Consider the following 24,202-nt stretch of genomic DNA (forward strand, 5'->3'; position numbering starts at 1 on the left):
AATTTGAAGATCTCATAGGATACTTGGCTTTACGCCGAAATGTACCCCTGAGTCGGTAATTTTCGTTAAATTTTACTTTTGGTTTTGCGTGTTGCTATTGCTTGCAACGGGTCATCAGGCCATGGATGTTTTGGATACCGCCCCTTCATCTCTTTTTTTACTTGCTGATAAGAGTTCTGCCAAAAACTTGCTAAGTCTGCCGTGCGTTGCAGCGGCCGTCCAGCCGGAGACAATAGTTCTAACAACAAATTCACTTTGCCATCAGCAATGGTGGGCGAAACTGGCTCGCCAAAGACTTCCTGTAGTTTTAAGGCGACCTTCGGTGGCTGCTCACGATAATCGATTTTATGTTTGTGACCACTCGGCGCTAGCCACTCAGTCGGACAAAATGCCGCTAAACGTTGTTGTTGGGCATAATCGAGACGCGCCTGTAAGGCCGGCAACGGTGACCACGCATGTAGGTCACGCAAACTGGTCAACGACGACCAATAAGGCGCGGCCCAACTGGCTAACTGTGCCGTTAAGCTAGATTCATCAAATGCCGGCCAGCTTGCAGCCTCCACAGACGGTAGGTGTGCCAGGGCAAAACGCACCCGCGCAAGAAAAACAGCTGCTTTGGTATAATCGATGAGCGCGGTTTTGCTTTGTTGTACCAAAGTCACTAATAACTCAGCACGCTCGCTTGCTGAGGGTTGCTGTGCGGCAACGCGTTGCCTTAGGCAAATGGCGCCCAACCGAAGCGACTCGATCGCTTGCAGCCGTTGCTGTGGCCCCACCCATTCGAGTTCTGTTTGCCATGCCAAGGGCAACGCTGGATGCTCGAGGTCGGTCTCACTCAGCGCTAGATAATTATCGATAAAGGCATCACGACTGGCATCACTAAAGGTCATGGTTAAAATCAGCAATAATGGCGCGCGGGTGCGAGCATCTTGCTGATGAAAACGCGCACCGCCGCCATACGCCAACAGATAACTACTACTGGCATCGCGCTGTTGGGCGACCCGATCCGGATAACCCCATGCTGCTAGTTGAAAAGCCAGTTGCGGCTCGACTTCGGCAACTTCTTGCTTGGCGCTAAGTTGCTGCAACCAATAGCGCCAGCGTTGCTTGGCTTCCCGTGATAGCTGCGATAGCGTTTGCGGAAAGTATCGCGGTTGCCGAATTGGCACCTCAAGCTGCGCCAGTAACAGGGCCGCAGCACTGCGTGCGGACGCTGATAACGATTGCGCGGCAATGGCGATGCGGGCAAGCCTTGGATCATTGCCCAAGGCTGCTACCTGTTGACCAATAGCCGTTAGTTTATTGTCACCATCGAGTACCCCAAGCGCTTGTAACAGCTGCTCAGCAACGGCAATGTGCGCTGCATTAGGCGGAGTGAAAAATTGCAATTGCTGCAACTCGCTGCCCCAACGCTTGCTCTCCAGCACCGCACTACTTAGATCGTCAGTGGCAATAGCCGGGGCGTCGTAGTCGCGCATACCATGTTCATCGGCTTGGCTCCATAAGCGCCAGCATTTGCCCGGACCTAGACGCCCCGCACGACCGCAACGCTGGAGCGCCGCCGCTTTGCTGATTCGAGCCGTGGTCAAACGCGTTACGCCATGCTTGGGATAAAATTGCGCACGACGTTCACGACCACTATCCACTACCATATCAATGCCCGGAATCGTCAAACTGGTTTCGGCAATATTGGTCGCTAGCACGACCTTCTTTCGTCCTGCAGGACGTTCACTCAGGGCGGCTTCTTGTTCCGCTAAAGACAATTGTCGATGCAACGGCAGCACATCTATATTCGGCAACTCCGGCAGCAGTTCACGCACCCGCTCAATTTCACGCCAGCCCGGCAAAAACACCAAAACACCCTGTTCTGCTTCGTGCACAGCTGCCGCTACTGCTTGCGCACAGTGTGTTAACCAATCACTGGCTAGCCCCACTGGCCGATAGTCGATAGTAACTGGATGCTGCCGTCCGGCACTGGTTAATACGCGCGCGTCACCCAGCCAGTCGGCGATGTGTTGTGCGGGTAAGGAAGCTGACATGATGAGCAAGCTAAGATCATCGCGCAAAGCCCGCGCTTCGAGCAACATGGCGAGACCAAGGTCACTGGACAGATTACGTTCATGAAATTCGTCGAAAATAACGCAGCCTACCCCCTGTAGCTCGGGATCGTTCTGCAAATACTGAACAAAGATACCTTCAGTGACAATTAACAAGCGAGTGTCCGCACTAAATCGCTGCTCCCCCCTTACCTGATAGCCAACCTGCTGGCCGACTCTTTCACCTAATTGCTTGGCGAGATAATGCGCAATAGAAACCGCGGCTATCCGCCGCGGTTGCAGTAATAAAATGCGCTGCTGCTGCCAGTGCGGCTGTTGCAGCAGGTGTAACGGTAACGCCGTTGACTTACCGGCTCCAGGCGGCGCTTCCAACACCACCGTGTGCCCGACTAAATTAGCGTCAAGCTCGGCAAATAGCTCTGTTACCGGTAGGGTCGACGATGCCGCCACGGAGGCTTAGTTTTCTTGCTGTAACAGTGCTGCAATAGTGCGCACGCCAAGCGCTGTAGCTCCGGTCGCCCATAAGCTGTTGGCGCTGCCGTGATAGGCACCGGCAATGTCAAAATGCAGCCAGCCTTTGCCGTTGTTCGGCGCGAACCGCAACAAGAAACCGGCGGCGTTACTTGCCCCACCAGAACCACCACCTTTTTGCGGACGACTATTGGCGCAATCGGCAAATGCCGATGGAGTATTTTCTTTGTGCCACTGTTGTAACGGCAGACGCCAGAGGTTTTCGCGTTGCTCCGCTGCCGTAGCCAAGGCTTTATTGGCTAACGCATCATCCACGCTAAACAGCGCGTTGTATTCGGTCCCCACGGCCACTTGCGCAGCACCGGTAAGCGTTGCCGCATCCACAATGAGTTTCGCACCCACTTCGCCGGCGTATTGCAGGCCGTCAGCCAAGACCAAACGCCCTTCGGCATCAGTGTTAACGATTTCAACGGTGGTGCCATTTTTGTACTTAATGATGTCGCCCAGTTTGTAAGCGGTGCCATCAATCAAGTTTTCCGCACAGCAGAGAACCAGTTGTACTCGCTTGTTCAGTCCTTGCTGAATTGCCAAAGCTAAGGCTCCTGCTACCGTTGCGGCACCACCCATGTCGCATTTCATCGCTAGCATACCTTCACTGGACTTGATGCTATAACCGCCGGAGTCAAAGGTAATACCTTTACCCACCAAGCAAGCATCGACTGGCGCGTCTTCTTGCTGGCTAGGATTGTAATCTACTACCAACATACAAGGGGCATGCTTACTCGCACGACCTACAGTATGAATGCCAACCCAACCTTCTTTGAGCAGTTCATCGCCGGCGATAATACGCGTCGAAACCTTGTCCGCAGCCAACCCTTCAAGCTTTTCTGCAACGCGTTGAGCGAGCGATTCAGGATAGATAGTATCGGGTGGTAAATTAATCAGCTCACGCGTCCAATTTACGGTATCGCGCATTTGTTTGAGGGTGTCGGCATCATTCGCCCAAGTGATTGAATTGCTGCTGCGCGTATCGGTGTAGCCATTGCTAAATGCCCATTGGCGCTCGAGATCCCAGCCCTCACCCTGGAGTTCAACCGCGCGTACACCAAAACCATCAAGCTGGCGACCCGCTTTTTGAATTTTCCGCAAGTTTTCGGCTTCGTCAGCGCCTAGATAGATGGTTGCGCCTTTTTCGCCCATTACGGCAGCCGCGCTTGGTTTCCAAGCAGCAGCAGAAAAATCTTGTTGAACAACAAATACGGCAAGTGCGGTAGACATGGTGAACAGCTCCCATAATGGTTGCGAAAATAAAGTAGAGTATATCGTATAAAAGCTAGATGAGGCTGACAATGCAGTTTGACAACCCCTTAGAGCAGGCTTTTTTGTTGCGACGGTATAAGCGTTTTTTAGCTGACGTCTATCACCCTAGCTGGCCACAATACAGTAATAGTGAACATCCCCTAACCGTGCACTGTCCCAATACCGGCGCGATGACCGGCTGTGCTGAGCCTGGGATGAGAGTGTGGTTGAGTGATTCGCAAAATAGCAAACGTAAATACCGTTACACTTGGGAGCTTGCCGAAACCAGCGCCGGTGATAGTATTTGCGTCAACACCCAACGCGCCAATCAAGTCGTGGGTGAAGCTTTGCAGCAACAACTGTTACCAGCTTTTCGTAACATCAGTGAATGGCGTGCAGAACGGCGTTACGGTGATGACAATCGCCGCATTGATTGGCAAGGAGCGGCACCTGACGGCCGTCAGTGCTATATCGAAGTCAAAAGCGTAACCTTAGCCAAAGGGGCGCAAGGCTATTTCCCCGACACCGTGAGTCAACGTGCGCGCGATCATCTGCGCAGTTTGCAAGGAATGGTCGCGCAAGGGCAGCGCGCCGCTGTCATTTACTGTGTACTACATAGCGGTGTTCAAGTGGTCAGCGCAGCCGCCCATTGTGATCCGAAATACGCCGAAGCAGCTATTCAAGCCAAACAGCAAGGCGTTGAATTTTATGCTTTAGCATGTGATATCAGTCCACAGGGAATTCATCCGAAAGGCGAGCTCCCAGTAAAATAGTCACACAAATTCAATTGCGCAGCTCTGGGGTTTCTGGTATATGTACCGACCTTTTTTGACAAACCCTCTCATACAGGAGATCCACAATGCCTCAAGGAACGCCTAAAAAAGCTCATGGCATTTTGGCACAAGCTGGCTTGGAACCTTACCAAGAACAGCCGAATGAAGAGTATATGAACGAAAAGCAACGTGCGCATTTTCGTAAAATTTTAGAAGTTTGGCGCAATCAGTTGCGTGAAGAGGTTGATCGCACCGTTCACCATATGAAGGACGAAGCTGCTAACTTCCCTGATCCGGTAGACCGTGCTTCACAAGAGGAAGAGTTCAGCCTGGAACTGCGGACGCGGGATCGCGAGCGCAAACTGATCAAGAAGATTGAAAAGACTTTACAAAAGATCGAGGCTGATGACTTTGGTTTCTGTGACTCTTGCGGCATCGAGATCGGTATTCGTCGCCTCGAAGCGCGACCGACTGCCGACTTGTGCGTTGACTGCAAAACTTTAGCGGAAATCAAAGAGAAGCAAATGACCGGCGCCTAATATGGCAGCTTCGTCAGCTTATCGCGGACGCTTTGCCCCGACCCCGTCGGGGCCTCTTCATTTTGGTTCACTGGTAGCAGCTGTTGCCAGCTATCTTGATGCCAGAGCTCACGGCGGTGAGTGGTTGCTACGCATCGAAGACGTCGACAAACCCCGCGCCTTACCCGGCGCTGCGCAAACCATTCTGCAGCAGCTGCATGACCACGGCTTGCAGTGGCATGGCGAAGTTATCTATCAATCGCAACGTGACACGACTTATGCTGCAGCGCTGCATACCCTGCAACAACGCGGCCTCACGTATTACTGCAGTTGTACCCGCAAACAAATCAAAGCACGTGGCCCATATTACACCGGTTATTGCCGCGACAAAAAACGTCGCGCGGAAGGTAATGCTGTGCGGTTTCGTAATGAGCACCCGTGCACCGAGTTCCAAGACCGTATATTAGGCAAAGTGCAACTCGCTTCCGATTTCGCCGCAGAAGATTTTGTGCTGTTCCGCCGTGATCAACTCTACACCTACCAGTTGGCGGTGGTCGTTGATGACATCGCGCAAGGCATTACCGATATTGTTCGCGGCGCCGATTTGTTGACACCCACTAGTTGGCAATTAACGCTGTGGAGCGAACTGGCAACTTACCAGCCGCGATTTGCCCATGTTCCCTTGGCACTTGATCAGAATGGCAACAAACTAAGTAAACAGAATCATGCTCCAGCGCTAAGCGCTGAGCACGTTCACCAACAATTGCGCGATGCTTGCGCGTTTCTTGGCTTAACGGAGCTGCCAAAAGCAGCAAATACTGCGCAATTATTAAGCGCTGCAACCGCCGCTTGGCACGCAAAGTATCTTTCCTGATCCGCTGCAAACGGCTACAATACGCGCATTCTCCCAAGTTTGGGAATTTCTAAGGAGTAGAAGCTATTATCAAACGCATCAAGGCAATGGCCAAACGTGCATTTAGCAAGCCCGCTGACGCAACTCAGTTGCCAGCCAATATTCTTGCACAACCCGTGGTGATCTCGCGTGATCAGCACAACATTTCACGTAAAGATATCTCTGAGCATGCCCTCAAAGTCTTGTACCGCCTGCACAATGCCGGGTACGAAGCCTATTTGGTTGGCGGTTGCGTTCGCGACCTATTGCTCGGTATCAAGCCCAAAGATTTTGACGTCGTCACCAACGCATTGCCCGATCAAGTGTACAAACTGTTTCGCAATTGCCGTTTAGTGGGTCGCCGCTTCCGTCTCGCGCATATCATGTTTGGCCGCGAAATTATCGAAGTCGCTACCTTCCGTGGCCATCACGATGAAGAAGAGCCAGAAGCCAAGCATGCAAAACGTGATGCTAAAGGTATGCTGTTACGTGACAACGTTTATGGCAGCATTGATGAAGACGCACAACGCCGCGATTTCACCGTTAATGCCTTGTATTACAATATTGCTGACTTTGCTATTTATGATTATGCCAATGGCGCACAAGATATTGAACGCGGTATCTTACGCATGATTGGCGACGCCAGTGAGCGCTATCGCGAAGATCCGGTGCGGATGCTGCGTGCGGTGCGCTTTGCCACCAAACTGTCGATGCAGATGGATGACAGTGTACGTAAACCGATTCGTGAACATGCACACCTGCTGCAAAATATTCCGGCGGCACGGCTATTTGAAGAGTGTTTGAAATTATTCACGGCCGGTAAGGGCGTGGCGAATTTTGAACTCTTGACCGAGTACCATTTGTTCCAACAGCTGTTCCCGCTGTTGAAAAGCTATTTGACAAATGTCGACGAACCGCCGTATCAAATGTTACGTCAGACTTTTGCTGATACTGACAGCCGCATTCAAAAAGAGTTGAGTATCACCCCAGCTTATTTGTTCGCAGCACTGCTCTGGTGGCCACTGCAGGCACGCATGGAACAATTAATGTTTGAAAGTGGCTTACCACCTGTTGATGCTATGAATATCGCTGCCGCAGATGTTTTTGCCCGACAAGTTCAAACGGTTGCGATTCCCAAACGCTTTACGATTCCGGCGCGCGAAATCTGGCAACTCCAACAACGGTTAGAGCGTGCCAAAGGTCGCCGCGTAGGACAATTGCTAGGCCACCCGCGCTTTCGCGCCGCGTATGATTTTTTATTATTACGCGCGGCAACTGCGCCGGCGAGCGAGCGCGAACAATTAGAGAAACTGGCGAAATTCTGGACCCAACAGCAGCACCAGCAACCGCATGTGACGCCGAGTGACGATCGTACACCGAAGAAACGTGGACGCCGTGGCGGCCGCCGGCGCCGTAAGCCGAGTAGCAAATCTGAGTCGAATTAACTGCTATGAGTACGGTTTATATTGCACTTGGTGCCAACCTCGGTGACCCCGTAGCAACTTTACAGTCGCTGCTTGAGCAGTTGCACCAAGACCAACAATTAACAGCCATAAGGTGCTCGAGTTTCTTTCGCAGCAAGCCGATGGGACCACAAGACCAACCGGACTACGTGAACGCGGTGTTAAGTGCACAGACCGACCTCGCCCCGTTAGCGCTACTTGATTATTTGCAACAGCTAGAGAATAGCTTTGGCCGCGTGCGTAATCGGCGTTGGGGCGCTCGCACACTGGATCTTGATATCCTCCTATACGGCAATCAACTGCTTAAACATGAACGCTTAATTGTCCCGCACCCAGGTCTTGCTGAGCGCGATTTTGTGCTGCTACCTCTGGCTGAAATTGCGCCAGACCTGAGTCTTCCCGACGGTCGTCGTGTCAGCGAGTTATTGAGGGCTGTGGACAGCCATGACCTGATAAAAATTACCTGATACAATCGCCACACGACTCAGCGTTGTTTAAAGGATTCATCATGGCTGCCATGACTATTGCCAAACTCACCGAAATGAAAAAAAACGGTGAGAAGATCGCTTCGCTCACCGCCTACGATGCTAGCTTCGCCAAGCTATTTGCTGCACAAAACATCGATTTTATGCTGATTGGTGATTCCTTAGGAAATACCATACAAGGTGCCTCAAGCACACTTCCAGTCACCGTTGACGATATCGCCTATCACACCAAAGCGGTGCGCAATGGTGCACCTGATGCATTTGTCATGGCAGATATGCCATTTATGTCGTACGCGACGCCTGAACAAGCTTGCCAAGAAGCCGCCAAATTGATGCGCGCCGGCGCCAATATGGTCAAACTTGAAGGCGGAGATTGGTTGTTAGATACCATTCGTCAGTTGGTTGAGCGCGGTGTTCCTGTGTGCGCGCACCTAGGTTTACTGCCACAATCCGTGAATGTTTTAGGTGGCTACAAAGTGCAAGGCAAAGAGGCTAGCGCCGCCGATAATACTTTGCGTCAAGCACAAGCGCTTGAGGCTGCCGGAGCGCAATTATTGGTACTCGAATGTATTCCAACTTCGCTCGGCAAACGCATCAGCGAAGCCCTGAGCATACCCACAATTGGCATCGGTGCCGGACCTCACTGTGACGGACAAATTTTGGTCATGCACGACATGTTTGGCTTAAACAGTGATTATTTACCGAAATTTGTCAAAAACTTTTTAGCCGAGACCGGTGATTTAGCAGCTGCCGTCGCGCTTTATGTGAAACAGGTCAAAGAAGGCAGCTTCCCCGGCCCAGAACACAGTTTCAAAGGCTAATTCAGTTAAGGGTAACGAACTACGATGCGTGTATTGAAAAGTCTCGAGGAGCTGCGTGCCTGGCGCGCACAGGTTGATGCTTCCGTCGCCCTGGTGCCAACCATGGGCAATTTACATGAGGGGCACTTAAAGCTGGTTGATCTGGCACAACAACACGCTCGACACGTCGTCGTCAGTATTTTTGTCAATCCCATGCAGTTCGGTGCCAATGAGGATTTCGATAGTTATCCGCGTACGCTTGATGCTGATTGCGCGTTATTAGCCGAACGCGGTGCCAGTGCGGTGTTCGCACCACAGGTCAGTGACGTTTATCCGCGTGGTTTAGCCGAACAAACCTACATTGAAGTACCCGGAATTTCCGACATTCTCTGCGGCGCCAGCCGCCCAGGCCACTTCCGTGGCGTGGCCACTATCGTTGCCAAACTATTCAATATGGTCCAACCCCAAGTCGCAATATTCGGACAAAAAGACTATCAACAGTTGCAAGTGATACGATTGATGACGCGCGATCTGAGTCTACCGGTAGAAGTGATTGGGATGCCCACTGAACGCGCTGAAGATGGGTTAGCACTGAGCTCACGCAACGGTTATTTGAGTGCGGCAGAACGCGCTCAAGCACCGGAACTATACGCCACGCTAGAGCAGTTGAAAAGTGCGGTGCAACAAGGTGAAGTAACGGCAACAGCGGTGTCCGCCGCTGCAGCTCGTTTAACTGCAGCTGGATTTCGCATCGACTATCTGGAGGTACGCCGGCAAGCGGATTTGCAACCTGCGACCGAGCATGATGCTGACCTAGTGATTCTGGTCGCAGCGTTCTTGGGCCGTACCCGACTGATTGATAACCTCACGTTTACGCGCAGCTAGTTAGCTGCGCGCCAGCAAGCCTAATTCACGCATTTCGGTGTGTAATGCCCCGCGCAGACTCATTGCCTGAGCCGCAATTTCACGTTGCTCTTCAAGTACTTCTTGAAGCATTTCCGTAGTCGTCAAGGGGTTCGCCAACACCACACGAAACACGACTGTTGGCTCACGATGATACTGCGCAGGATTGAGCTTGGTACGTGATACAAATGAGCGCCCAGTCTCCCGTTGCCGCTTCTGAATAAAACGTGTAATGGCATTCAAGTGCGGGGTTAAGCGTTTGACTTGCTCCGGATTCGCTTGCGCCAGCGCCACTTTTACTTGCTGCGGTACAAAACGATAGGTTAGCAAACAAAGTTCTGGCGCCGTCACTAGTTCAAAGTCGTCTTGAGCAGCGATCAATTCCGCAAACTGCTTCGCTTTATCAATACTTTTATCGATGAGTAGTTCATAGCCACGCCGCCCCATTACGTGCAGCGCTGAATAGACTAGCATTGCCATGCCCGGCCGCGAGCCTTCCATGGTGTGCGCACCTAAGTCCTTGGAACCATGGCGGATGACGTATTCGGCGTGATGCTCAATCGCGCGCACCATACTCGGATCGCGAAACAGCACCATGCCAGCACCCATCGGCACATACATCTGTTTGTGCGCGTCAATGGTCACACTGTCGGCGCGCTCGACACCATCGAGTAGGTGCCGATATTTATCAGACATCAGCGTCGCCCCACCCCAAGCGGCATCCACGTGAAAATGCGCGCCAATCTCGGCCGCATAGTCAGCTAACTCATTCAAGGGGTCAATGTGGCCAGTTTCCGTCGTGCCACCGACGCCAACAATGGCAAGCACGCGGCCGCCGTCTGCAGCGACTTTCTCACACGCCTCGCGTAGCTTATCGATACGGATGCGGTTACGATCGTCCGTTGGCACGCCAACTAAGTTCTGGCGGCCAATGCCTAATACATCTGCAGCTTTGGAGAGTGAATAGTGACCGCGCTCCGACACCATGATAGTTAAGCGCTTATAACCATAATGCTGCAAGCCAGCAGCTAAGCCTTCGGCCGCGACACCGGCGAAGCCTTGGGCTGGCTTGAGCAATAGGTTTCGAGCGACCCAAAGCGCCGTAATATTGGCAACGGTACCGCCAGAGCACATTGCTCCTAGGGAGTGCTGGGCACTGTGCATCCAACGTTGATAAAAGCTTGCGTCTTGCTGATACACCAAATGATGCAGCATCCCCAAGACATTGCGCTCAAGAGGGGTGAAAGCTTTCGATGTTTCTATTTTGACAAGGTTTTGATTCAGCCCCACCATCAATTTCGCTAGCGGCAGTAAAAAATAGGGGAGCGCCGAAGTCATATGCCCAATAAAGCGTGGTGACGACGTGTGCACTGAATGCGCTACTAAGTTGTTGAGCAAGAATTCGGTGTGGTCCGACACATAACGCGGTTGTTCCGGTACTTCACTAGCGGCAAAATTGTGCTCAATTTCGTGCAGAGGCTTTTCACGCGCAACGATGTGCTCACCAAGAAATCCCATCAGGTTCTCGGATAAGTCCTTTTCGATTTTACCTAGTGTGGAGTCTGGTGCTTCAGGCAAAGTAAAGATTTTAAGCAGTGCCTCTTCACTTACCTCGGCAAAAACCTGTTCGCTCAAGCGCTGTCCCTTCTAAAAAATTAGACTCGTTATTCTGCCTCGATCGCAGAAAAATAGCGACCGTCCTCGGGTAGCTTAGCAGTCAGTTCCCAAAGTTGCTGACCACTGCGCTGATATTTACGTTCAAACGGTGTGATAGGTTCGTGTTTAGCTAACAAAGGTTGCAAGGTTGCTTGGCAATGTACCAAGGCTAGACTACTCGCGACCTCGGTTAGGTAGGTCACCCAATTCGAACGCATCACCAGTTCACCACCAAGTCCGATGACGTAGGGCCAGACTGGACTCCCATGCCAACGTCGACTCAGATGTGCCGCTTTCGGCCACGGATTGGGGTAAAGAATCGAATGTTGACTCAGTTGCCAATGGTGCTCAACTGCCAAGCGCCAGAAATCTTGCAAATCAGCCCGTACCAACAGATAACGCTGCCCTGCTGCGGAGGTTTGATAGTGCGCATGGCGTTGCAGGCGGTGCGCGGACTTGTCCACTCCAATCACCAAGGCTTCCGGGTGCTGCTGCGCCAGCCAAGCAGTACTCTCACCCACCCCACAACAGGAATCGAGGATGATAGGCCCCTGCCACTCGGTAACCGCCTGATGTGCCTGCATAAAGGCTTCACGATTGTGTTCTTGAATCGGCTTTTTAAAGGGAGCACGCAAGTGCCGCATCACCACCGCAGTTAAATCTTCGTGATTGCCGTGCTGATTGGTGGTGACCGGTCGTGATAACTTCTCGGTCACGAACGAATCCCCACACCACGTTGCAATAAAGTGTACGCAGTGATGAAAAACGCTACATTGAACACCACTATGACGGCCAAAGCGGCGCTGATGTTAACGTCTGAGACACCCAAGAAGCCATAGCGGAACGCATTCACCATATAAAGAATGGGGTTGAAGCGCGCAATGGTTTCCCAAACGCCCGGCAACAGGGTCACACTGAAGAAAACCCCGCCTAAATAGGTTAGAGGTGTCAATACGAAGGTTGGAACTATTGAAATATCATCGAAAGTTTTCGCATACACCGCATTAATTAAGCCGGCCAATGAAAACAGTGTCGACGTTAAAATAACCGTAAGGACTAAGATACCTAAATGGTTAATACTGACGTTGTCGACAAAATAAAACGATACTACTGTTACAATTACCGCAACGATGAGCGCACGGGCCAAGCCGCCGCCAACGTAGCCAGCAATGATGACCGAGGTTGAAACCGGTGCTACTAACATTTCTTCGATATTACGTTGAAACTTCGCGCTAAAGAACGACGACGCGACGTTCGAGTAGGAATTGGTGATAATCGACATCATAATGAGGCCCGGCACGATAAATTCCATATACGGGCGGCCACTCATATCGCCAATACGTTCCCCAACAATGCTACCAAAAATAATAAAATACAACGTCATAGTGATTGCTGGAGGGACTAAGGTTTGTACCCATATCCGCAAAAACCGCGTGCACTCTTTGATCCAGATGGTCTTTAGCGCGACCAAGTTAAAAGAGGATGCCATTACTTAAGCTCCTGCTGCAGATTTGTTACTACGACCACGTTCGACCAAGTCGACAAATAGCTCTTCAAGACGGTTGGCTTTGTTGCGCATCGACAGCACTTTAATTTGCTGCGCACTCAACTGGTCAAACACTTTGTTCAGTCCTTGTGATTTCACCACATCCACCTCGATGGTATGGTCATCAATTTGCCGCATGGTAAAACCTTCGAGCTCTGGCTTGACCGCCTGCTCACCCTCACCACTCAAATCGAGAATGAAAGTTTCGCGATTCAAGGTTGCCAATAGACGTTTAATTGAGGTGTTCTCAACAATTTCACCGTGGTCAATAATGGCGATATTGCGACACAAAGACTCAGCCTCTTCCAAATAGTGAGTGGTCAAAATAATGGTAATACCTTGTTTGTTGATCTCTTCAAGGTAATCCCACATGCTGCGGCGCAATTCGATATCAACACCGGCGGTCGGCTCATCAAGAATCAAAAGCTTTGGCTCATGCAGTAGAGCGCGGGCGATCATGAGTCGCCGCTTCATGCCACCAGAAAGCATTCGCGCAGCATTATTACGTTTATCCCAAAGGCCCAATTGCTTGAGATAGTGCTCGGCGCGCTCATGCGCAACATGGCGCGGTACGCCATAATAGCCCGCCTGATTGACCACGATCTGACGCACGGTCTCAAACTGGTTGAAATTGAATTCTTGCGGTACCAAACCGATCTGACGTTTTAAGTCGACCAGCTGGGTATCAAGGTCATACCCAAAAACTGAAACCGACCCTGATGTTTTATTCACTAGCGATGAGATGATGCCAATGGTGGTTGACTTCCCCGCGCCATTGGGCCCTAACAGGGCAAAAAAATCGCCTTCTTCGACTTCTAAATGAATGCCTTTTAGCGCTTCGAAGCCACCTTTATAGGTTTTGCGTAAGTTCTGAATCGATAATGCTTTCATCGCGTTTTACGACTCCTTTTTGTAGCCCCAGCGTGGCTGCAAATTCTGTTCTAGTTGTAAGTGGTCGAGAATCCGAGCGACCACAAAGTCTACTAAATCATCAATACTTTTTGGCTCATGATAAAAGCCCGGAGCCGCCGGCATGATGGTCACCCCAAGCTGCGCCAGCTTGAGCATGTTTTCCAAATGGATCGCTGACAATGGCATTTCACGTGGCACAACAATGAGTTGGCCACGCTCTTTAATCACCACATCGGCAGCGCGCTCGATAAGATTGTCACTGGCACCCATAGCGATGGCTGATAAAGTGCCGGTCGAGCAAGGACAAACGATCATACGCGCCGGTGCAGCTGACCCAGAGGCAACGGGCGAGAACCATTCTTCCTTGCCATACACTTTGAGCTGCTCAGCGCTCACCTTAAAATGCGCTTGCAAAGCCTCGGCCATCGCCTGTGGGGCGGCCGGTAATTGCCAAGCTAACTCGGTCGCAAAAACGACACGCGCAGCACTCGACATTAACAAATGGACTTGCTGCTGCTGCGCCAGCAAGCATTCTAACAAACGCACGGCGTAAGGTGCACCCGAAGCTCCGGTAATTGCTAAAGTAATTGCTTGAGAACGATTCATGAAGCCTCCTCAACAAGTGCGGCAAGCAGTTTTTGATGCAAGCCACCAAAGCCGCCGTTGCTCATTAATAAGACATGATCACCGGGTTCTAGACTACGCAGCAACACCGCCAAGAGTTCATCTACGCTATGAGTGATGGTGGCGTTTGGCACAAAATCAGCAAGCTGCCACTGCAGCCCTTCAGGTTGTAGCAGCATGACGCGGTCAGCGGCACCCAATGCGGCCTCAAGCTGATCTGCATGTATACCTCGCTTCATGGTGTTCGAGCGCGGTTCCAGTACGGCAATAATACGTTCAGGGCCAACCTTGGCACGCAACCCTGCAAGAGTGGTGGCAATCGCTGTTGGATGATGAGCGAAATCATCGTAAATAGAAATGCCACGCGGTGTCCCTAACAATTCTAGGCGTCGCTTCGTATTTTTAAACTGCTGCAAAGCTTCCGCGGCAACCGCCAGTGGCACTCCCACATGATAAGCCGCGGCCATTGCCATGGTGGCATTGGCGGCGTTGTGCTCACCCACCAAATCCCATGTCACTTCAGCAACATAGCCGTCATGTTGCACACTAAAGGAGCTCGCATCAGCTGTGGTCAGTTGATATTGCCAATCACCTTGCTCTCCCAAGGTACGAATTTCACTCCAACACCCCTGCGCTATCACCTCTTGCAGGTTGCTATCATGAGCAGGATAAATCACTTGTCCATTCCCCGGAACAATGCGTAATAGATGATGAAACTGCTTTTGAATTGCCGCTAGGTCGGCGAATATGTCGGCGTGATCAAATTCAAGGTTATTCAGCACCAGGGTCGAGGGTTGGTAGTGCACAAACTTAGAACGTTTATCAAAAAAAGCAGTGTCATACTCGTCGGCTTCAATCACGAAGAAATCACTATTGCCAAGCTGTGCCGAGTAACCAAAGTTACTCAACACACCACCGACCAAAAAGCCCGGCTGATAATCCGCGTACTGCAAAATCCACGTCAACATACTTGCAGTGGTAGTCTTACCGTGAGTGCCGGCCACTGCCAACACCCATTTATCTTGCAACAGCGCGTCGTGCAGCCATTGTGCCCCTGAACGATAGGGAATACGGCGATTTAATACCGCTTCCACGGCAGGATTGCCACGACTTAAAACATTGCCAATGATCACTAAGTCCGGCACCGGCTCTAGTTGCGTCGGATCATATCCTTGTACGACCTCAATGCCTAAAGCTGCAAGTTGATCGCTCATAGGTGGATAAACTGCAGCGTCGCTACCAGTAACGTGATGACCCATGGCCTTGGCTAAAGCAGCGATGCCTCCCATAAAGGTGCCGCAAATTCCAAGAATGTGAATGTGCATAGAAGCTTCCGAAAATCCGACTGAAAAATTCCGGCTAGTGTAGCATGCACGACAGAATTACGGACATTCTTGCAGGCATTTTACTCAGAATTACGGTAAACTTAGCCGCGTTTTCTGCCGCATTCGAACTGGGGACGTTATGCAACGCTTGATTCCAACCTTACGCCGTGATCACGTCGAAGAAGGTCTTATTTCTGTTATCAACACTCTGCAAATTTGCGCTAAAGAAATTTCTTTTCGCTTGCACCAAGGCGAACTCGCGGGAGTGCTTGGCTCCACGTTGGATGAAAACATTCAAGGTGAAACGCAGAAAAAGCTCGATGTGCTCGCGAATCAGTTGCTTAAAGATATCTTGCTCGAGAATTCACATATTCGGGCCGTCGCTTCAGAAGAAGAAGAGGGCATTGTCGATGGCCATACCACCGGTGACTACCTAGTCGCTTTTGATCCGCTTGATGGCAGTTCGAACATCGATATCAATAGTATGGTGGGTACCATTTTCTCCGTATTACCAGCGCCGAAAGATGATCGCCAAGGCGTCGACTTATTCCTCCAACCAGGCACCAATCAACTGATGGCGGGTTACGTATTATATGGTCCTTCGACCATGCTGGTATTCACCACCGGTAACGGTGTACGAGTATTTACGCTCGATCAAAAAGTGGGCGAGTTCTTACTCACTGACGAAGATCTTGAGATTCCAGCAGATACTTGTGAATTTGCCATCAACATGTCGAACTATCGTCACTGGCAACCGCAGATGCGCGCTTATATTGATGACCTGCTCGCTGGTGATACGGGACCACGCTGTAAAAACTTTAACATGCGTTGGATTGCCGCAATGGTTGCAGATGTCCATCGTGTGCTATGTCGTGGCGGCTTGTTTACTTATCCGTGGGATTGTCGGATGCCCAACAAGCCCTACAAGTTACGCCTCATGTACGAAGGTAATCCAATGGCATGGCTGGTCGAACAGGCAGGTGGTGTTGCCCATACTGGCGAACAGCGCATCCTTGATATTGAGCCAACCGACATTCATCAACGTATCGGCGTTATCTTAGGTTCTGCGAATGAAGTAAATACATGCCTTGAATACCTGCAAGGCTCGCAATCAGCGACGACAGACGTATAATAAGCGGTCTAAATTAAAACCTATTTTGTTATTTATCGTATAGGAACCAACATGAGCTTTAATAACGTAAGCGCGGGCAAGAATTTGCCAGATGAAGTCAACGTCATCATCGAAATCCCTGCCAACGCAGACCCGATCAAATATGAAGTTGATAAAGAAACCGGCACACTGTGGGTGGACCGTTTCATGTCTACCCCAATGTTCTATCCGTGCAACTATGGTTTTGTGAACGACACCTTGTCACTTGACGGTGACCCGGTAGATGTTTTGGTGCCTACACCTTATCCATTACAAGCTGGCTGCGTTATTAAATGTCGCCCAGTAGGCGTGCTGAAGATGACTGACGAATCAGGTGAAGATGCGAAAGTCATCGCTGTGCCAGTGAGTAAACTCAGCAAAGAATATGACCACATCCAAGATATCAATGATGTACCAGAGCTGCTACGCGCGCAAATCACCCACTTCTTTGAGCGTTACAAAGAGCTTGAGAAAGGTAAATGGGTCAAAGTTGAAGGCTGGGGCGATATTAACGACGCTAAACAAGAGATTATGTCTTCGTTTGAGCGTGCACAGAAGAAGTAATGACGATGAGCACCTGTGTCGAACTCAAGCAGCTTGAGTTTCGCTGGCCGGGTGCTCAGTCCGCTCTGCTGAGCATCCCAGAACTTACTTTGGCGCGTGGTGAACGCGTTATTCTGCGTGGTGCCAGCGGTAGCGGCAAATCGACCCTGCTGAGTTTAATCGCTGGAATCCACACCGCGGGCCCCAGACAAGTACAAGTGCTCGGACACGATCTTGCCCAACTTAGCCAGCATCAGCGCGATCGTTTGCGCGCTAACGAAATCGGTTATATTTTCCAGCAGTTCAATTTACTCCCTTACTTATCTGCTGTCGCCAACGTCACCATGGCCTGTCAATTTGCCCCAGCAAGACGCGCGAGACTAGCTGATGCAGATCGGGAAGCCAGCGCTCGGCAACTGCTGACCAGATTAGGTCTCACCTATGCCCAACAGCAGCAACCGGCGCAGCAACTGAGTGTCGGCCAACAACAACGTGTGGCAGCAGCCCGCGCATTATTGGGGTCGCCTGCGCTTATTATTGCTGACGAGCCGACTTCAGCGTTAGATCAAGGCCATCGTGATGAGTTCATCAAGTTACTTTTTGAGGCCTGCGATGCACAACAAACGACTTTGTTGTTTGTCACTCACGACGCAACATTAGTGCCACTGTTCCCCCGCGCTATCGAGCTTGATGAGATCAATCAGGCGGTGACAAATGTTTAAGTTGGCGTGGGCAAGCTTATGGAATCGTCGTGGCAGTGTCTGGTTAACAGTCCTTGCCATCGCAGTGAGTACGTTGTTATTGCTTGGTGTTGAGCGCATTCGGGTACAGACTCAAGATAACTTCGCCAATACCATTTCCGGCACCGATTTGATCGTGGGTGCTCGCACCGGCTCGACCGAATTGTTACTCAGCAGCGTGTTTCATATCGGTAACTTATCCAACACCATGAGCTGGCAAAGCTACTCCTATTTACAAGAGTTGCCCGGCGTTGCTTGGCACATTCCGATGGCCATGGGCGACAGCGTGCAAGGCTTACCCGTCATTGCAACCAACGACAGCTTGTTTGACTATTTCCGCTACGGCAATAAACGACCACTTGAATTTGCCGCTGGGCACAATTTTGCCGCGGCCAACGAAGTAACCGTTGCGGTACTCGGCGCTGAAGCGGCAAGCGAACTTGGCCTGCGCGTTGCCGATGATTTAGTGATCGCGCATGGCACAGGTGAAATTAGCTTTAGTAACCATGAAGCTCATCCGTTTAAAGTCGTTGGAGTATTAGCTGCGACTGGAACGCCTATCGATCGTGGCGTCTTTATTCCGCTTGCCGGTCAGGGATTGGTGCACGGGGATTACTTACCCGCAGACGTACATGGGCATGACGACAGCCATGAACATGAGCACGGGCATGCTCATAACGAACCGCCGGTTTACACCCTAAGCGCGGTGTTGCTTGGCCTTGAGAACCCTGCACTCGCCTTGCGTCTACAACGCACAGTAAATACCTATAAAGCTGAGGCCCTTTCCGCCATCATGCCAGGCTTAGCCTTGCAGAACTTCTGGCGCACTCTAAGCCTATTCGAACGCGCACTTGTTACCATTTCAGGTCTAGTTGTAGTGACCGGCTTACTGGGTATGTTGACCACGCTCCTAGCGAGCTTACGTGAACGCCGTCGCGAAATGGCGGTCTTAAGAGCTATAGGTGCAGGACCGATTACTATCCTTGGCCTCTTGGTATTCGAGGCATTACTGGTTACCCTTGGCGGCACCTTGCTCGGCACCCTCGGTCTCTACGCAGTGCTGTTATTCGGTGCTGACTTATTACAATCAACCTTGGGTATTCAAGTCACCGCAAGCCTCCTAACAAAACGGGAATTGGCCTTGTTGGGCGCAATTATCGCGGCGGCAATTCTTTTAAGTTTATATCCAGCGTGGCGCGCTTATCGCAATGCGCTTGCTGACGGACTAACGGTGAAAATATGAAGTGGTTAGGAATAATTTTGTTTGCTATCACGGGCTTGGTTTTGAGTGCAGCGATCCCTGCGCAAGACGCTACCGAGATAGAATGGAAAGATCTTGTACCTGAGGGCTATACGCCACCGCCAGTGCGTAGCCAAGCTTATTACGACATGAACCCTGAAGCCATGGGCCAGCCCGAACTTAATGCGCCCGTCGTTGAAGCCTTAGATGGCAAAAAAGTAAGAATTCCTGGCTTCGTTGTGCAACTCCAAGCAGAAGACAGCAAAGTGATCGAATTTTTATTAGTCCCTTATGAGGGAGCCTGCATTCATGTGCCGCCGCCGCCACCTAATCAGGTCGTGTTGGTGCGCTTTGCCGACGGCTACCCGATCCGCCAAGCCTTTAATCCAGTTTGGGTTGAAGGCACCATCAAGGTTGAACGCGCCGATGGTGACTTAGCTGTGGTCGCCTATCAGATGGATGCAGTAGAAGTGACACCATACATGTAGGATGTAAAAAAACGCGCCCGAGGGCGCGTTTTTCAGAAGTGGAACTCAATACCTAAAAACGGACCTGAATACTCGAGGTCAGTATAAATCTCATCAAGATCATCCAATTCAATATTGAATACACGATAGCCAAGCTGCAAATTCACATCAACCGCAAGGTTTTCGACCGGTCGATACTCAATACCAAACTCGTAATCTTCGACTTTTGAATCATCAATGCTGATGGCGTTGGCAACGCCAAAAACGGTGAGCTGTGTCGCCGGAATCCCGACTCTCAGTTGACTGTACAAGGTCGGAATCCAACCATCAGTATCAGCAGCCTGTAATGAATTTTGATTGCGCAGTTCAACAACACCTTCGACACGCTTGGCGGTGGCACCTAAATCGAAGGTTAGTAGGTCATTATCAAACAGTTCGTAATACAAAGTGTAATCAGTATGGCTAAAGTCAGCGGTATAGTTCAGTGAAGTATTGGCCGCATAGCTATTACCAAAAAACTCAAAACTTTCAGTGAGCACTTGGCTGCCATCGTTGCGCAACTGGTTATAACGAACTTTAGCGTTAGGAATCAACGGGATCGGATGCTCCAAGGCGATGTAATAACTCTGTTGTTGTTCATCGCTAAACGCAAAGTTTGGATTGTCACTATTGGAGCCGAAGCTGCCTTCGGTTTCCGCTTGCCAGATTTGTGCACCGGTGTAGACGCCAAACACGGTATCCGCGCTTACCGGAGCAATAAATGCTGCTGCACTTAGCAGCGCAGTCATCGATAACTTCTTCATTGGCTTTCCCTATTATTTGATCGGACGCACTTCGGCAACGACATCTTGTGCTGGTGCGCCTTCAAATTGTAGCTGAAAAGCCACTTGCTCTCCGACTCTAAACGGATTTTTTACACCAAAGAACATAACGTGATAACTGCCCGGCTGAAAAGTGACCGTTTCGCCAGCCGCAATTTCCAATCTAGGCACGCGTTGCATACGCATCATGCCCTCGTCATTCATGGTATGAGTGTGAATTTCTGCGGCACGCGAGGCCTCGCTTGTAACGCCAATAAGAGTGACGGTTGTTGCACCTTCATTGGTTAATACCACATAGCCTGCGCCATTTTCAGTACCGGGGATCGTTGGTTTCACCCATGCGTCTGATACTGTCACGTCAGCTGCGTGCGCACTGCCCATTATTAACAGTGCGCTTGCTAAAAAAATGCCCCATTTATTCATCGGTTACCGTACCTTGCTCTAGGATAAATTACGTTACCTAGTTTACACAGCTTTTGGACGTTTTCGCACCAGTAAATAAATAATTCCGAATAGCAGTAGATAGGGCCACAACCAGCTAAATAGCACTGCTACTAGAGCTACTGCTGCAACGACCATAGCAACAGCAACACTGCCACCCACAGCTACGACTAGAGCAAAGGCACCCAGCACTACAGCTAGCATGACCAAACCTGTTATTCCGATGCTAACGACTAATCCGATAACAGCACCTAGTAACCCCAGCACTTCGTCACCAAATAAAGCTAACGCAATAATACCTGCTAAAACCCATAACCACGTCGATTGCTTTTTCATCTTTGTCCTCACTATCAACTTATACAATGTTGTTTGATAGAAGTGATGCAGATATCGTGCCAACAATTTTTATACTGTTAAAACAGTCGCTTATTGGCAACTTATTGGAGTAGGACATAAAAAAACCGCCACAATGTGGCGGTTTTTACTAAGTGTGACAGTTTGCTGTATCAGAAGCGATAAGTCACTTCTGCGTAGTAGTAACCACCATTGAAGCCAAACGGAGCATTGGTGTTTGGATACATGAAGATGCCGTTGAACTGGCTCTCTGGCCGTTGCTTGTCTGGGTATTCATCAAACAAGTTCTGCACACCCGCACTCACTGAGAGTTGGTCAGTTAATAGATAGCGCGCAGAAATATCCGCTACCCACTTAGCGCCAAACTCAGTACGCACTCCTTGTGAGTTCTCTAGCACATAGTCACCGAAATAATTAAAGGCAACGCGGGTTTCAAGATCGCCAAGATCATGCGTAAACGAGAGACTGCCGCTATTGCGTGGCACCGAGCGTGTCATACGCGTACGTTCAACACCGTCGAACAGATTCTCTTCAAGCCCGTCCAGTAGCGCCGGTAGATTTACGTCGTCAATCTCAGTTTTGTTGTAACCATAGGCTAATTGTGCGCGCAGCGAACCCCACTCATCAAGCTGGTAGGTTTGCGCAGCAACCACATCTACGCCGCGGCTCGTGGTATCGACGGCATTGACAAAGAAGCGCGCGTTATCTGCGCCGCTCGCTGCCAGGGCTGCCGCGACCGCAGGAGAGTCATCGGGACTCACGTCACCCGATAGGATGATGCGATCATCAATGGCAATCTGGAAGGCATCGATGGTCAACGTGAAGCCATCGTAGCTATTGTAAACTAAACCAGCACTGAAGCTTTGCGATTCTTCTGGGTCTAAACCTTCAATACCCAGTTCTTGCGCAACCGTACTGATATTGTTGAAAGTACCGCTTTGCTCTGGCTGCAAGCCATCACCGCGATCGACAAACAAGGTCGAGATGTTAGAGAAGTACAACTGCTGTACGCTTGGAGCTCGGAAGCCGGTGTTCGCAGTTGCCCGCAACGCCCATTGATCATTGAAGTCATAGCGCCCAGACACCTTCCAACTGGTATTGCTGCCGAAGTCCGAGTAATCTTCGTAACGCACTGCTGCGCCCCATTGAAAATCAGGGGTTAGCATATTCTCAACTTCTAGATAGATACCAGTGTTATCACGCGATTGGTCGACTTCAGACTCAGGTTTGAAGCCAGTGAAGCCTTGGCTACCAGCAGCACGACCGTCATAGCCGCCGTCAATGTAGGATGCTTCTTCACCAGCACCGATTGCATAGGTGTTTTCACGATAGCTAACACCAAAGGCGACCGCCAAGTCAGAGTTGTTCACAAACGGGATAAAACGGGAGAAATCCACAGTTGCATTGACTTCATCGTTACTCAAAGTACCGGCGTCAAATTCTGTTTGTGAGCTAGGTCCAATAGACGCGTTAAGAGAATTTTCGAGGCGGTATTGGAACTCACTTTCACCGTAACCTGCACTAGCATCGACGCTCCACTCACCGAGCATAAAACGATAGCCGGCATAAAATGAACTATCTTGTGTCTCTGGGCTTAACAGTGGCAGGAAGCCATCTGGGTAAATTTCTGGAATATTGCGGCTGTCTAGTGCACGACGGTAGAATGCACCTGATTGTGAGGTGCGATCGCTCACACCACCAAAGGCATAGAGTTCGCCTTCACCAACAGTTACTGCAGAGTTAAAGAACACTGACTTATTTTCAAACTCGGCATCACCGACATGGTGGCTAAGACGATCAAAAGTTGCTTCACGTGGATCTAATTCACCATCTACCAAAGGATATTGCTGGCGTGGATCCAGACCAGCACGGTTGGTTTTGTTCTTATGGTGGTATTCAGCTGCAACGGTGAAGAAACCGTCAGTGCCAAATTCAAAGCCAACATTGCCGTGTACTTTGTACTGTTCGCCGTCACCTTCATAGGTTTGTCCAGTGTTAGCGGTAATTGAACCGCCCTCACGTTGATCTTTTAGTACGATGTTAATAACACCGGCGATCGCATCAGAACCATACAGGGCTGCAGCACCATCACGCAGCACTTCAATACGCTTGATAGCAGAAATAGGGATGGCGTTTAAATCAACGTTCGAACTACCACGACCCGTGGTGCCGTTTAAATGCACCAAGGCGCTCATGTGACGACGCTTACCGTTTACCAATACCAACGTGTGATCAGGAGATAAACCGCGCAATGACGCCGGACGCACGGCGTCAGAACCATCCGTGATCGATGAAGTAGGGAAGTTAAAACTTGGTACTGCGTACTGCAGTGCCCGCGCGGTCTCGGTAATGCCACTGGCGGCCAGTTCATCCCCAGAAATTACATCAACAGGAGCAGTACCATCCGTCGCCGTTCGCATTTCCAAACGCGAACCAATGACCTGAATCCGCTCTTCTGCTTCGACTTCTGAGTTCTCATCTTGAGCGAACGCCGGGGCTACGGTGGCGCTCAACGGAAGTGTGCCTAGCCCTATCATTGCAAGTAAAACTTTATTCTTATTCATAGCTACCTCGACTTGTCTATTACAGCTTATAGTCAGTTAAGGATAGCAATAGATCAGAATTTCAGTTAGTTGACTTTAGTCTAAGGTAGATCGGAAGAGCTGAAGAGCCGTTATTCGTTATTCGTTAACCGTTAGAGGGAAGCACCACGACCTCACCC

General features: G+C 50.5%; 24 protein-coding genes. 12 read left to right on the top strand and 12 right to left on the bottom strand.

Annotated features, from left to right (window positions below):
* Nucleotides 1-65: 65 nt before the first annotated feature.
* Both hrpB and pepB read right to left on the bottom strand, forming a co-directional pair.
* The gene (gene hrpB / locus IDAT_RS09320) at nt 66-2,507 is read right to left on the bottom strand and encodes an ATP-dependent helicase HrpB (RefSeq protein WP_034733076.1); all 2,442 of its coding nucleotides are present in this window, start codon (nt 2,505-2,507) and stop codon (nt 66-68) included.
* Nucleotides 2,508-2,513: 6 nt separating this feature from the next.
* The gene (pepB, locus tag IDAT_RS09325) at nt 2,514-3,806 is read right to left on the bottom strand and encodes an aminopeptidase PepB (protein WP_034733078.1); all 1,293 of its coding nucleotides are present in this window, start codon (nt 3,804-3,806) and stop codon (nt 2,514-2,516) included.
* A 71-nt stretch (nt 3,807-3,877) separates the two neighbouring features.
* Between pepB and sfsA the strand changes: the two genes are divergently transcribed.
* The 7 genes from sfsA to panC all read left to right on the top strand — a co-directional run bounded on the left by sfsA (nt 3,878) and on the right by panC (nt 9,643).
* The gene (sfsA, locus tag IDAT_RS09330) at nt 3,878-4,600 is read left to right on the top strand and encodes a DNA/RNA nuclease SfsA (RefSeq protein WP_034733079.1); all 723 of its coding nucleotides are present in this window, start codon (nt 3,878-3,880) and stop codon (nt 4,598-4,600) included.
* Nucleotides 4,601-4,686: 86 nt separating this feature from the next.
* Nucleotides 4,687-5,139 (top strand): RNA polymerase-binding protein DksA, encoded by a 453-nt coding sequence (dksA, locus tag IDAT_RS09335; RefSeq protein WP_034733080.1) that lies wholly within the window; start codon nt 4,687-4,689, stop codon nt 5,137-5,139.
* Nucleotide 5,140: 1 nt separating this feature from the next.
* Complete coding sequence (gluQRS, locus tag IDAT_RS09340) at nt 5,141-5,992, top strand: tRNA glutamyl-Q(34) synthetase GluQRS (RefSeq protein WP_034733082.1); 852 nt, start codon at nt 5,141-5,143, stop codon at nt 5,990-5,992.
* 86 nt (nt 5,993-6,078) lie between these two features.
* The gene (gene pcnB / locus IDAT_RS09345) at nt 6,079-7,455 is read left to right on the top strand and encodes a polynucleotide adenylyltransferase PcnB (RefSeq protein ID WP_081909806.1); all 1,377 of its coding nucleotides are present in this window, start codon (nt 6,079-6,081) and stop codon (nt 7,453-7,455) included.
* Nucleotides 7,456-7,460: 5 nt separating this feature from the next.
* A complete protein-coding gene (gene folK / locus IDAT_RS09350) occupies nt 7,461-7,940 on the top strand; it encodes a 2-amino-4-hydroxy-6-hydroxymethyldihydropteridine diphosphokinase (protein WP_034733085.1) in 480 nt (159 codons plus the stop codon).
* A 41-nt stretch (nt 7,941-7,981) separates the two neighbouring features.
* Nucleotides 7,982-8,779, top strand: coding sequence for a 3-methyl-2-oxobutanoate hydroxymethyltransferase (gene panB / locus IDAT_RS09355; protein WP_034733087.1), 798 nt, complete (start codon nt 7,982-7,984; stop codon nt 8,777-8,779).
* Nucleotides 8,780-8,803: 24 nt separating this feature from the next.
* Nucleotides 8,804-9,643, top strand: a complete 840-nt coding sequence (gene panC, locus IDAT_RS09360) for a pantoate--beta-alanine ligase (protein ID WP_034733089.1) — start codon at nt 8,804-8,806, stop codon at nt 9,641-9,643.
* On the opposite strand, the gene panP is transcribed toward panC, so the two are convergent.
* The 6 genes from panP to mpl are packed head-to-tail and all read right to left on the bottom strand — an operon-like array spanning nt 9,644 to nt 15,724.
* A complete protein-coding gene (panP, locus tag IDAT_RS09365; protein WP_034733090.1) occupies nt 9,644-11,296 on the bottom strand; it encodes a pyridoxal-dependent aspartate 1-decarboxylase PanP in 1,653 nt (550 codons plus the stop codon).
* Between the two features lie 29 nt (nt 11,297-11,325).
* The gene (gene trmB, locus IDAT_RS09370) at nt 11,326-12,033 is read right to left on the bottom strand and encodes a tRNA (guanine(46)-N(7))-methyltransferase TrmB (protein ID WP_034733092.1); all 708 of its coding nucleotides are present in this window, start codon (nt 12,031-12,033) and stop codon (nt 11,326-11,328) included.
* Nucleotides 12,030-12,806: an ABC transporter permease gene (locus IDAT_RS09375; RefSeq protein ID WP_034733094.1), complete on the bottom strand. Its 777-nt coding sequence runs from the start codon at nt 12,804-12,806 to the stop codon at nt 12,030-12,032. The genes trmB and IDAT_RS09375 overlap by 4 nt, the downstream gene beginning before the upstream one ends.
* Before the next feature lie 3 nt (nt 12,807-12,809).
* Entirely contained in the window at nt 12,810-13,754 is a 945-nt protein-coding gene (locus tag IDAT_RS09380) for an ABC transporter ATP-binding protein (protein WP_034733096.1), read from the bottom strand.
* A gap of 6 nt (nt 13,755-13,760) precedes the next feature.
* Nucleotides 13,761-14,381, bottom strand: a complete 621-nt coding sequence (locus IDAT_RS09385) for a flavin prenyltransferase UbiX (protein ID WP_034733097.1) — start codon at nt 14,379-14,381, stop codon at nt 13,761-13,763.
* Entirely contained in the window at nt 14,378-15,724 is a 1,347-nt protein-coding gene (gene mpl / locus IDAT_RS09390; RefSeq protein ID WP_034733099.1) for a UDP-N-acetylmuramate:L-alanyl-gamma-D-glutamyl-meso-diaminopimelate ligase, read from the bottom strand. Before mpl ends, IDAT_RS09385 begins: the two co-directional genes overlap by 4 nt.
* Nucleotides 15,725-15,863: 139 nt before the next feature.
* On the opposite strand from mpl, the gene IDAT_RS09395 reads away from it, so the two are divergent.
* From IDAT_RS09395 to IDAT_RS09415, 5 genes are read left to right on the top strand one after another with little or no spacing between them, the layout of a single operon-like run.
* Complete coding sequence (locus tag IDAT_RS09395; RefSeq protein WP_034733101.1) at nt 15,864-16,856, top strand: class 1 fructose-bisphosphatase; 993 nt, start codon at nt 15,864-15,866, stop codon at nt 16,854-16,856.
* Nucleotides 16,857-16,907: 51 nt separating this feature from the next.
* Nucleotides 16,908-17,438: an inorganic diphosphatase gene (ppa, locus tag IDAT_RS09400; RefSeq protein WP_034733102.1), complete on the top strand. Its 531-nt coding sequence runs from the start codon at nt 16,908-16,910 to the stop codon at nt 17,436-17,438.
* A complete protein-coding gene (locus IDAT_RS09405) occupies nt 17,438-18,139 on the top strand; it encodes an ABC transporter ATP-binding protein (RefSeq protein ID WP_034733105.1) in 702 nt (233 codons plus the stop codon). The genes ppa and IDAT_RS09405 overlap by 1 nt, the downstream gene beginning before the upstream one ends.
* Nucleotides 18,132-19,400, top strand: coding sequence for an ABC transporter permease (locus IDAT_RS09410; RefSeq protein WP_034733107.1), 1,269 nt, complete (start codon nt 18,132-18,134; stop codon nt 19,398-19,400). The genes IDAT_RS09405 and IDAT_RS09410 overlap by 8 nt, the downstream gene beginning before the upstream one ends.
* Nucleotides 19,397-19,885: a DUF3299 domain-containing protein gene (locus IDAT_RS09415; RefSeq protein ID WP_034733109.1), complete on the top strand. Its 489-nt coding sequence runs from the start codon at nt 19,397-19,399 to the stop codon at nt 19,883-19,885. The genes IDAT_RS09410 and IDAT_RS09415 overlap by 4 nt, the downstream gene beginning before the upstream one ends.
* Before the next feature lie 32 nt (nt 19,886-19,917).
* Here IDAT_RS09415 and IDAT_RS09420 read toward each other — a convergent pair whose 3' ends face one another.
* The 4 genes from IDAT_RS09420 to IDAT_RS09435 all read right to left on the bottom strand — a co-directional run bounded on the left by IDAT_RS09420 (nt 19,918) and on the right by IDAT_RS09435 (nt 24,044).
* Complete coding sequence (locus IDAT_RS09420) at nt 19,918-20,667, bottom strand: TIGR04219 family outer membrane beta-barrel protein (protein ID WP_034733111.1); 750 nt, start codon at nt 20,665-20,667, stop codon at nt 19,918-19,920.
* A 12-nt stretch (nt 20,668-20,679) separates the two neighbouring features.
* The gene (locus tag IDAT_RS09425) at nt 20,680-21,042 is read right to left on the bottom strand and encodes a copper chaperone PCu(A)C (protein WP_162178397.1); all 363 of its coding nucleotides are present in this window, start codon (nt 21,040-21,042) and stop codon (nt 20,680-20,682) included.
* Nucleotides 21,043-21,150: 108 nt separating this feature from the next.
* Nucleotides 21,151-21,462: a hypothetical protein gene (locus tag IDAT_RS09430; protein WP_034733113.1), complete on the bottom strand. Its 312-nt coding sequence runs from the start codon at nt 21,460-21,462 to the stop codon at nt 21,151-21,153.
* A gap of 170 nt (nt 21,463-21,632) precedes the next feature.
* Complete coding sequence (locus tag IDAT_RS09435; protein WP_081909807.1) at nt 21,633-24,044, bottom strand: TonB-dependent receptor plug domain-containing protein; 2,412 nt, start codon at nt 24,042-24,044, stop codon at nt 21,633-21,635.
* Nucleotides 24,045-24,202: the final 158 nt, after the last annotated feature.

Source organism: Pseudidiomarina atlantica (assembly GCF_000753735.1).
GTDB classification, from domain to species: Bacteria; Pseudomonadota; Gammaproteobacteria; order Enterobacterales; family Alteromonadaceae; genus Pseudidiomarina; species Pseudidiomarina atlantica.

What these genes read in the sequence shown, in the direction of transcription:
- pepB (WP_034733078.1), bottom strand. Translation starts at nt 3,806, where the DNA reads ATGTCTACCGCACTTGCCGTATTTGTTGTTCAACAAGATTTTTCTGCT.
- sfsA (WP_034733079.1), top strand. Translation starts at nt 3,878, where the DNA reads ATGCAGTTTGACAACCCCTTAGAGCAGGCTTTTTTGTTGCGACGGTAT.
- dksA (WP_034733080.1), top strand. Translation starts at nt 4,687, where the DNA reads ATGCCTCAAGGAACGCCTAAAAAAGCTCATGGCATTTTGGCACAAGCT.
- gluQRS (WP_034733082.1), top strand. Translation starts at nt 5,141, where the DNA reads ATGGCAGCTTCGTCAGCTTATCGCGGACGCTTTGCCCCGACCCCGTCG.
- pcnB (WP_081909806.1), top strand. Translation starts at nt 6,079, where the DNA reads ATGGCCAAACGTGCATTTAGCAAGCCCGCTGACGCAACTCAGTTGCCA.
- folK (WP_034733085.1), top strand. Translation starts at nt 7,461, where the DNA reads ATGAGTACGGTTTATATTGCACTTGGTGCCAACCTCGGTGACCCCGTA.
- panB (WP_034733087.1), top strand. Translation starts at nt 7,982, where the DNA reads ATGGCTGCCATGACTATTGCCAAACTCACCGAAATGAAAAAAAACGGT.
- panC (WP_034733089.1), top strand. Translation starts at nt 8,804, where the DNA reads ATGCGTGTATTGAAAAGTCTCGAGGAGCTGCGTGCCTGGCGCGCACAG.
- IDAT_RS09375 (WP_034733094.1), bottom strand. Translation starts at nt 12,806, where the DNA reads ATGGCATCCTCTTTTAACTTGGTCGCGCTAAAGACCATCTGGATCAAA.
- IDAT_RS09380 (WP_034733096.1), bottom strand. Translation starts at nt 13,754, where the DNA reads ATGAAAGCATTATCGATTCAGAACTTACGCAAAACCTATAAAGGTGGC.
- IDAT_RS09385 (WP_034733097.1), bottom strand. Translation starts at nt 14,381, where the DNA reads ATGAATCGTTCTCAAGCAATTACTTTAGCAATTACCGGAGCTTCGGGT.
- mpl (WP_034733099.1), bottom strand. Translation starts at nt 15,724, where the DNA reads ATGCACATTCACATTCTTGGAATTTGCGGCACCTTTATGGGAGGCATC.
- IDAT_RS09395 (WP_034733101.1), top strand. Translation starts at nt 15,864, where the DNA reads ATGCAACGCTTGATTCCAACCTTACGCCGTGATCACGTCGAAGAAGGT.
- ppa (WP_034733102.1), top strand. Translation starts at nt 16,908, where the DNA reads ATGAGCTTTAATAACGTAAGCGCGGGCAAGAATTTGCCAGATGAAGTC.
- IDAT_RS09405 (WP_034733105.1), top strand. Translation starts at nt 17,438, where the DNA reads ATGACGATGAGCACCTGTGTCGAACTCAAGCAGCTTGAGTTTCGCTGG.
- IDAT_RS09410 (WP_034733107.1), top strand. Translation starts at nt 18,132, where the DNA reads ATGTTTAAGTTGGCGTGGGCAAGCTTATGGAATCGTCGTGGCAGTGTC.
- IDAT_RS09415 (WP_034733109.1), top strand. Translation starts at nt 19,397, where the DNA reads ATGAAGTGGTTAGGAATAATTTTGTTTGCTATCACGGGCTTGGTTTTG.
- IDAT_RS09420 (WP_034733111.1), bottom strand. Translation starts at nt 20,667, where the DNA reads ATGAAGAAGTTATCGATGACTGCGCTGCTAAGTGCAGCAGCATTTATT.
- IDAT_RS09430 (WP_034733113.1), bottom strand. Translation starts at nt 21,462, where the DNA reads ATGAAAAAGCAATCGACGTGGTTATGGGTTTTAGCAGGTATTATTGCG.
- IDAT_RS09435 (WP_081909807.1), bottom strand. Translation starts at nt 24,044, where the DNA reads ATGAATAAGAATAAAGTTTTACTTGCAATGATAGGGCTAGGCACACTT.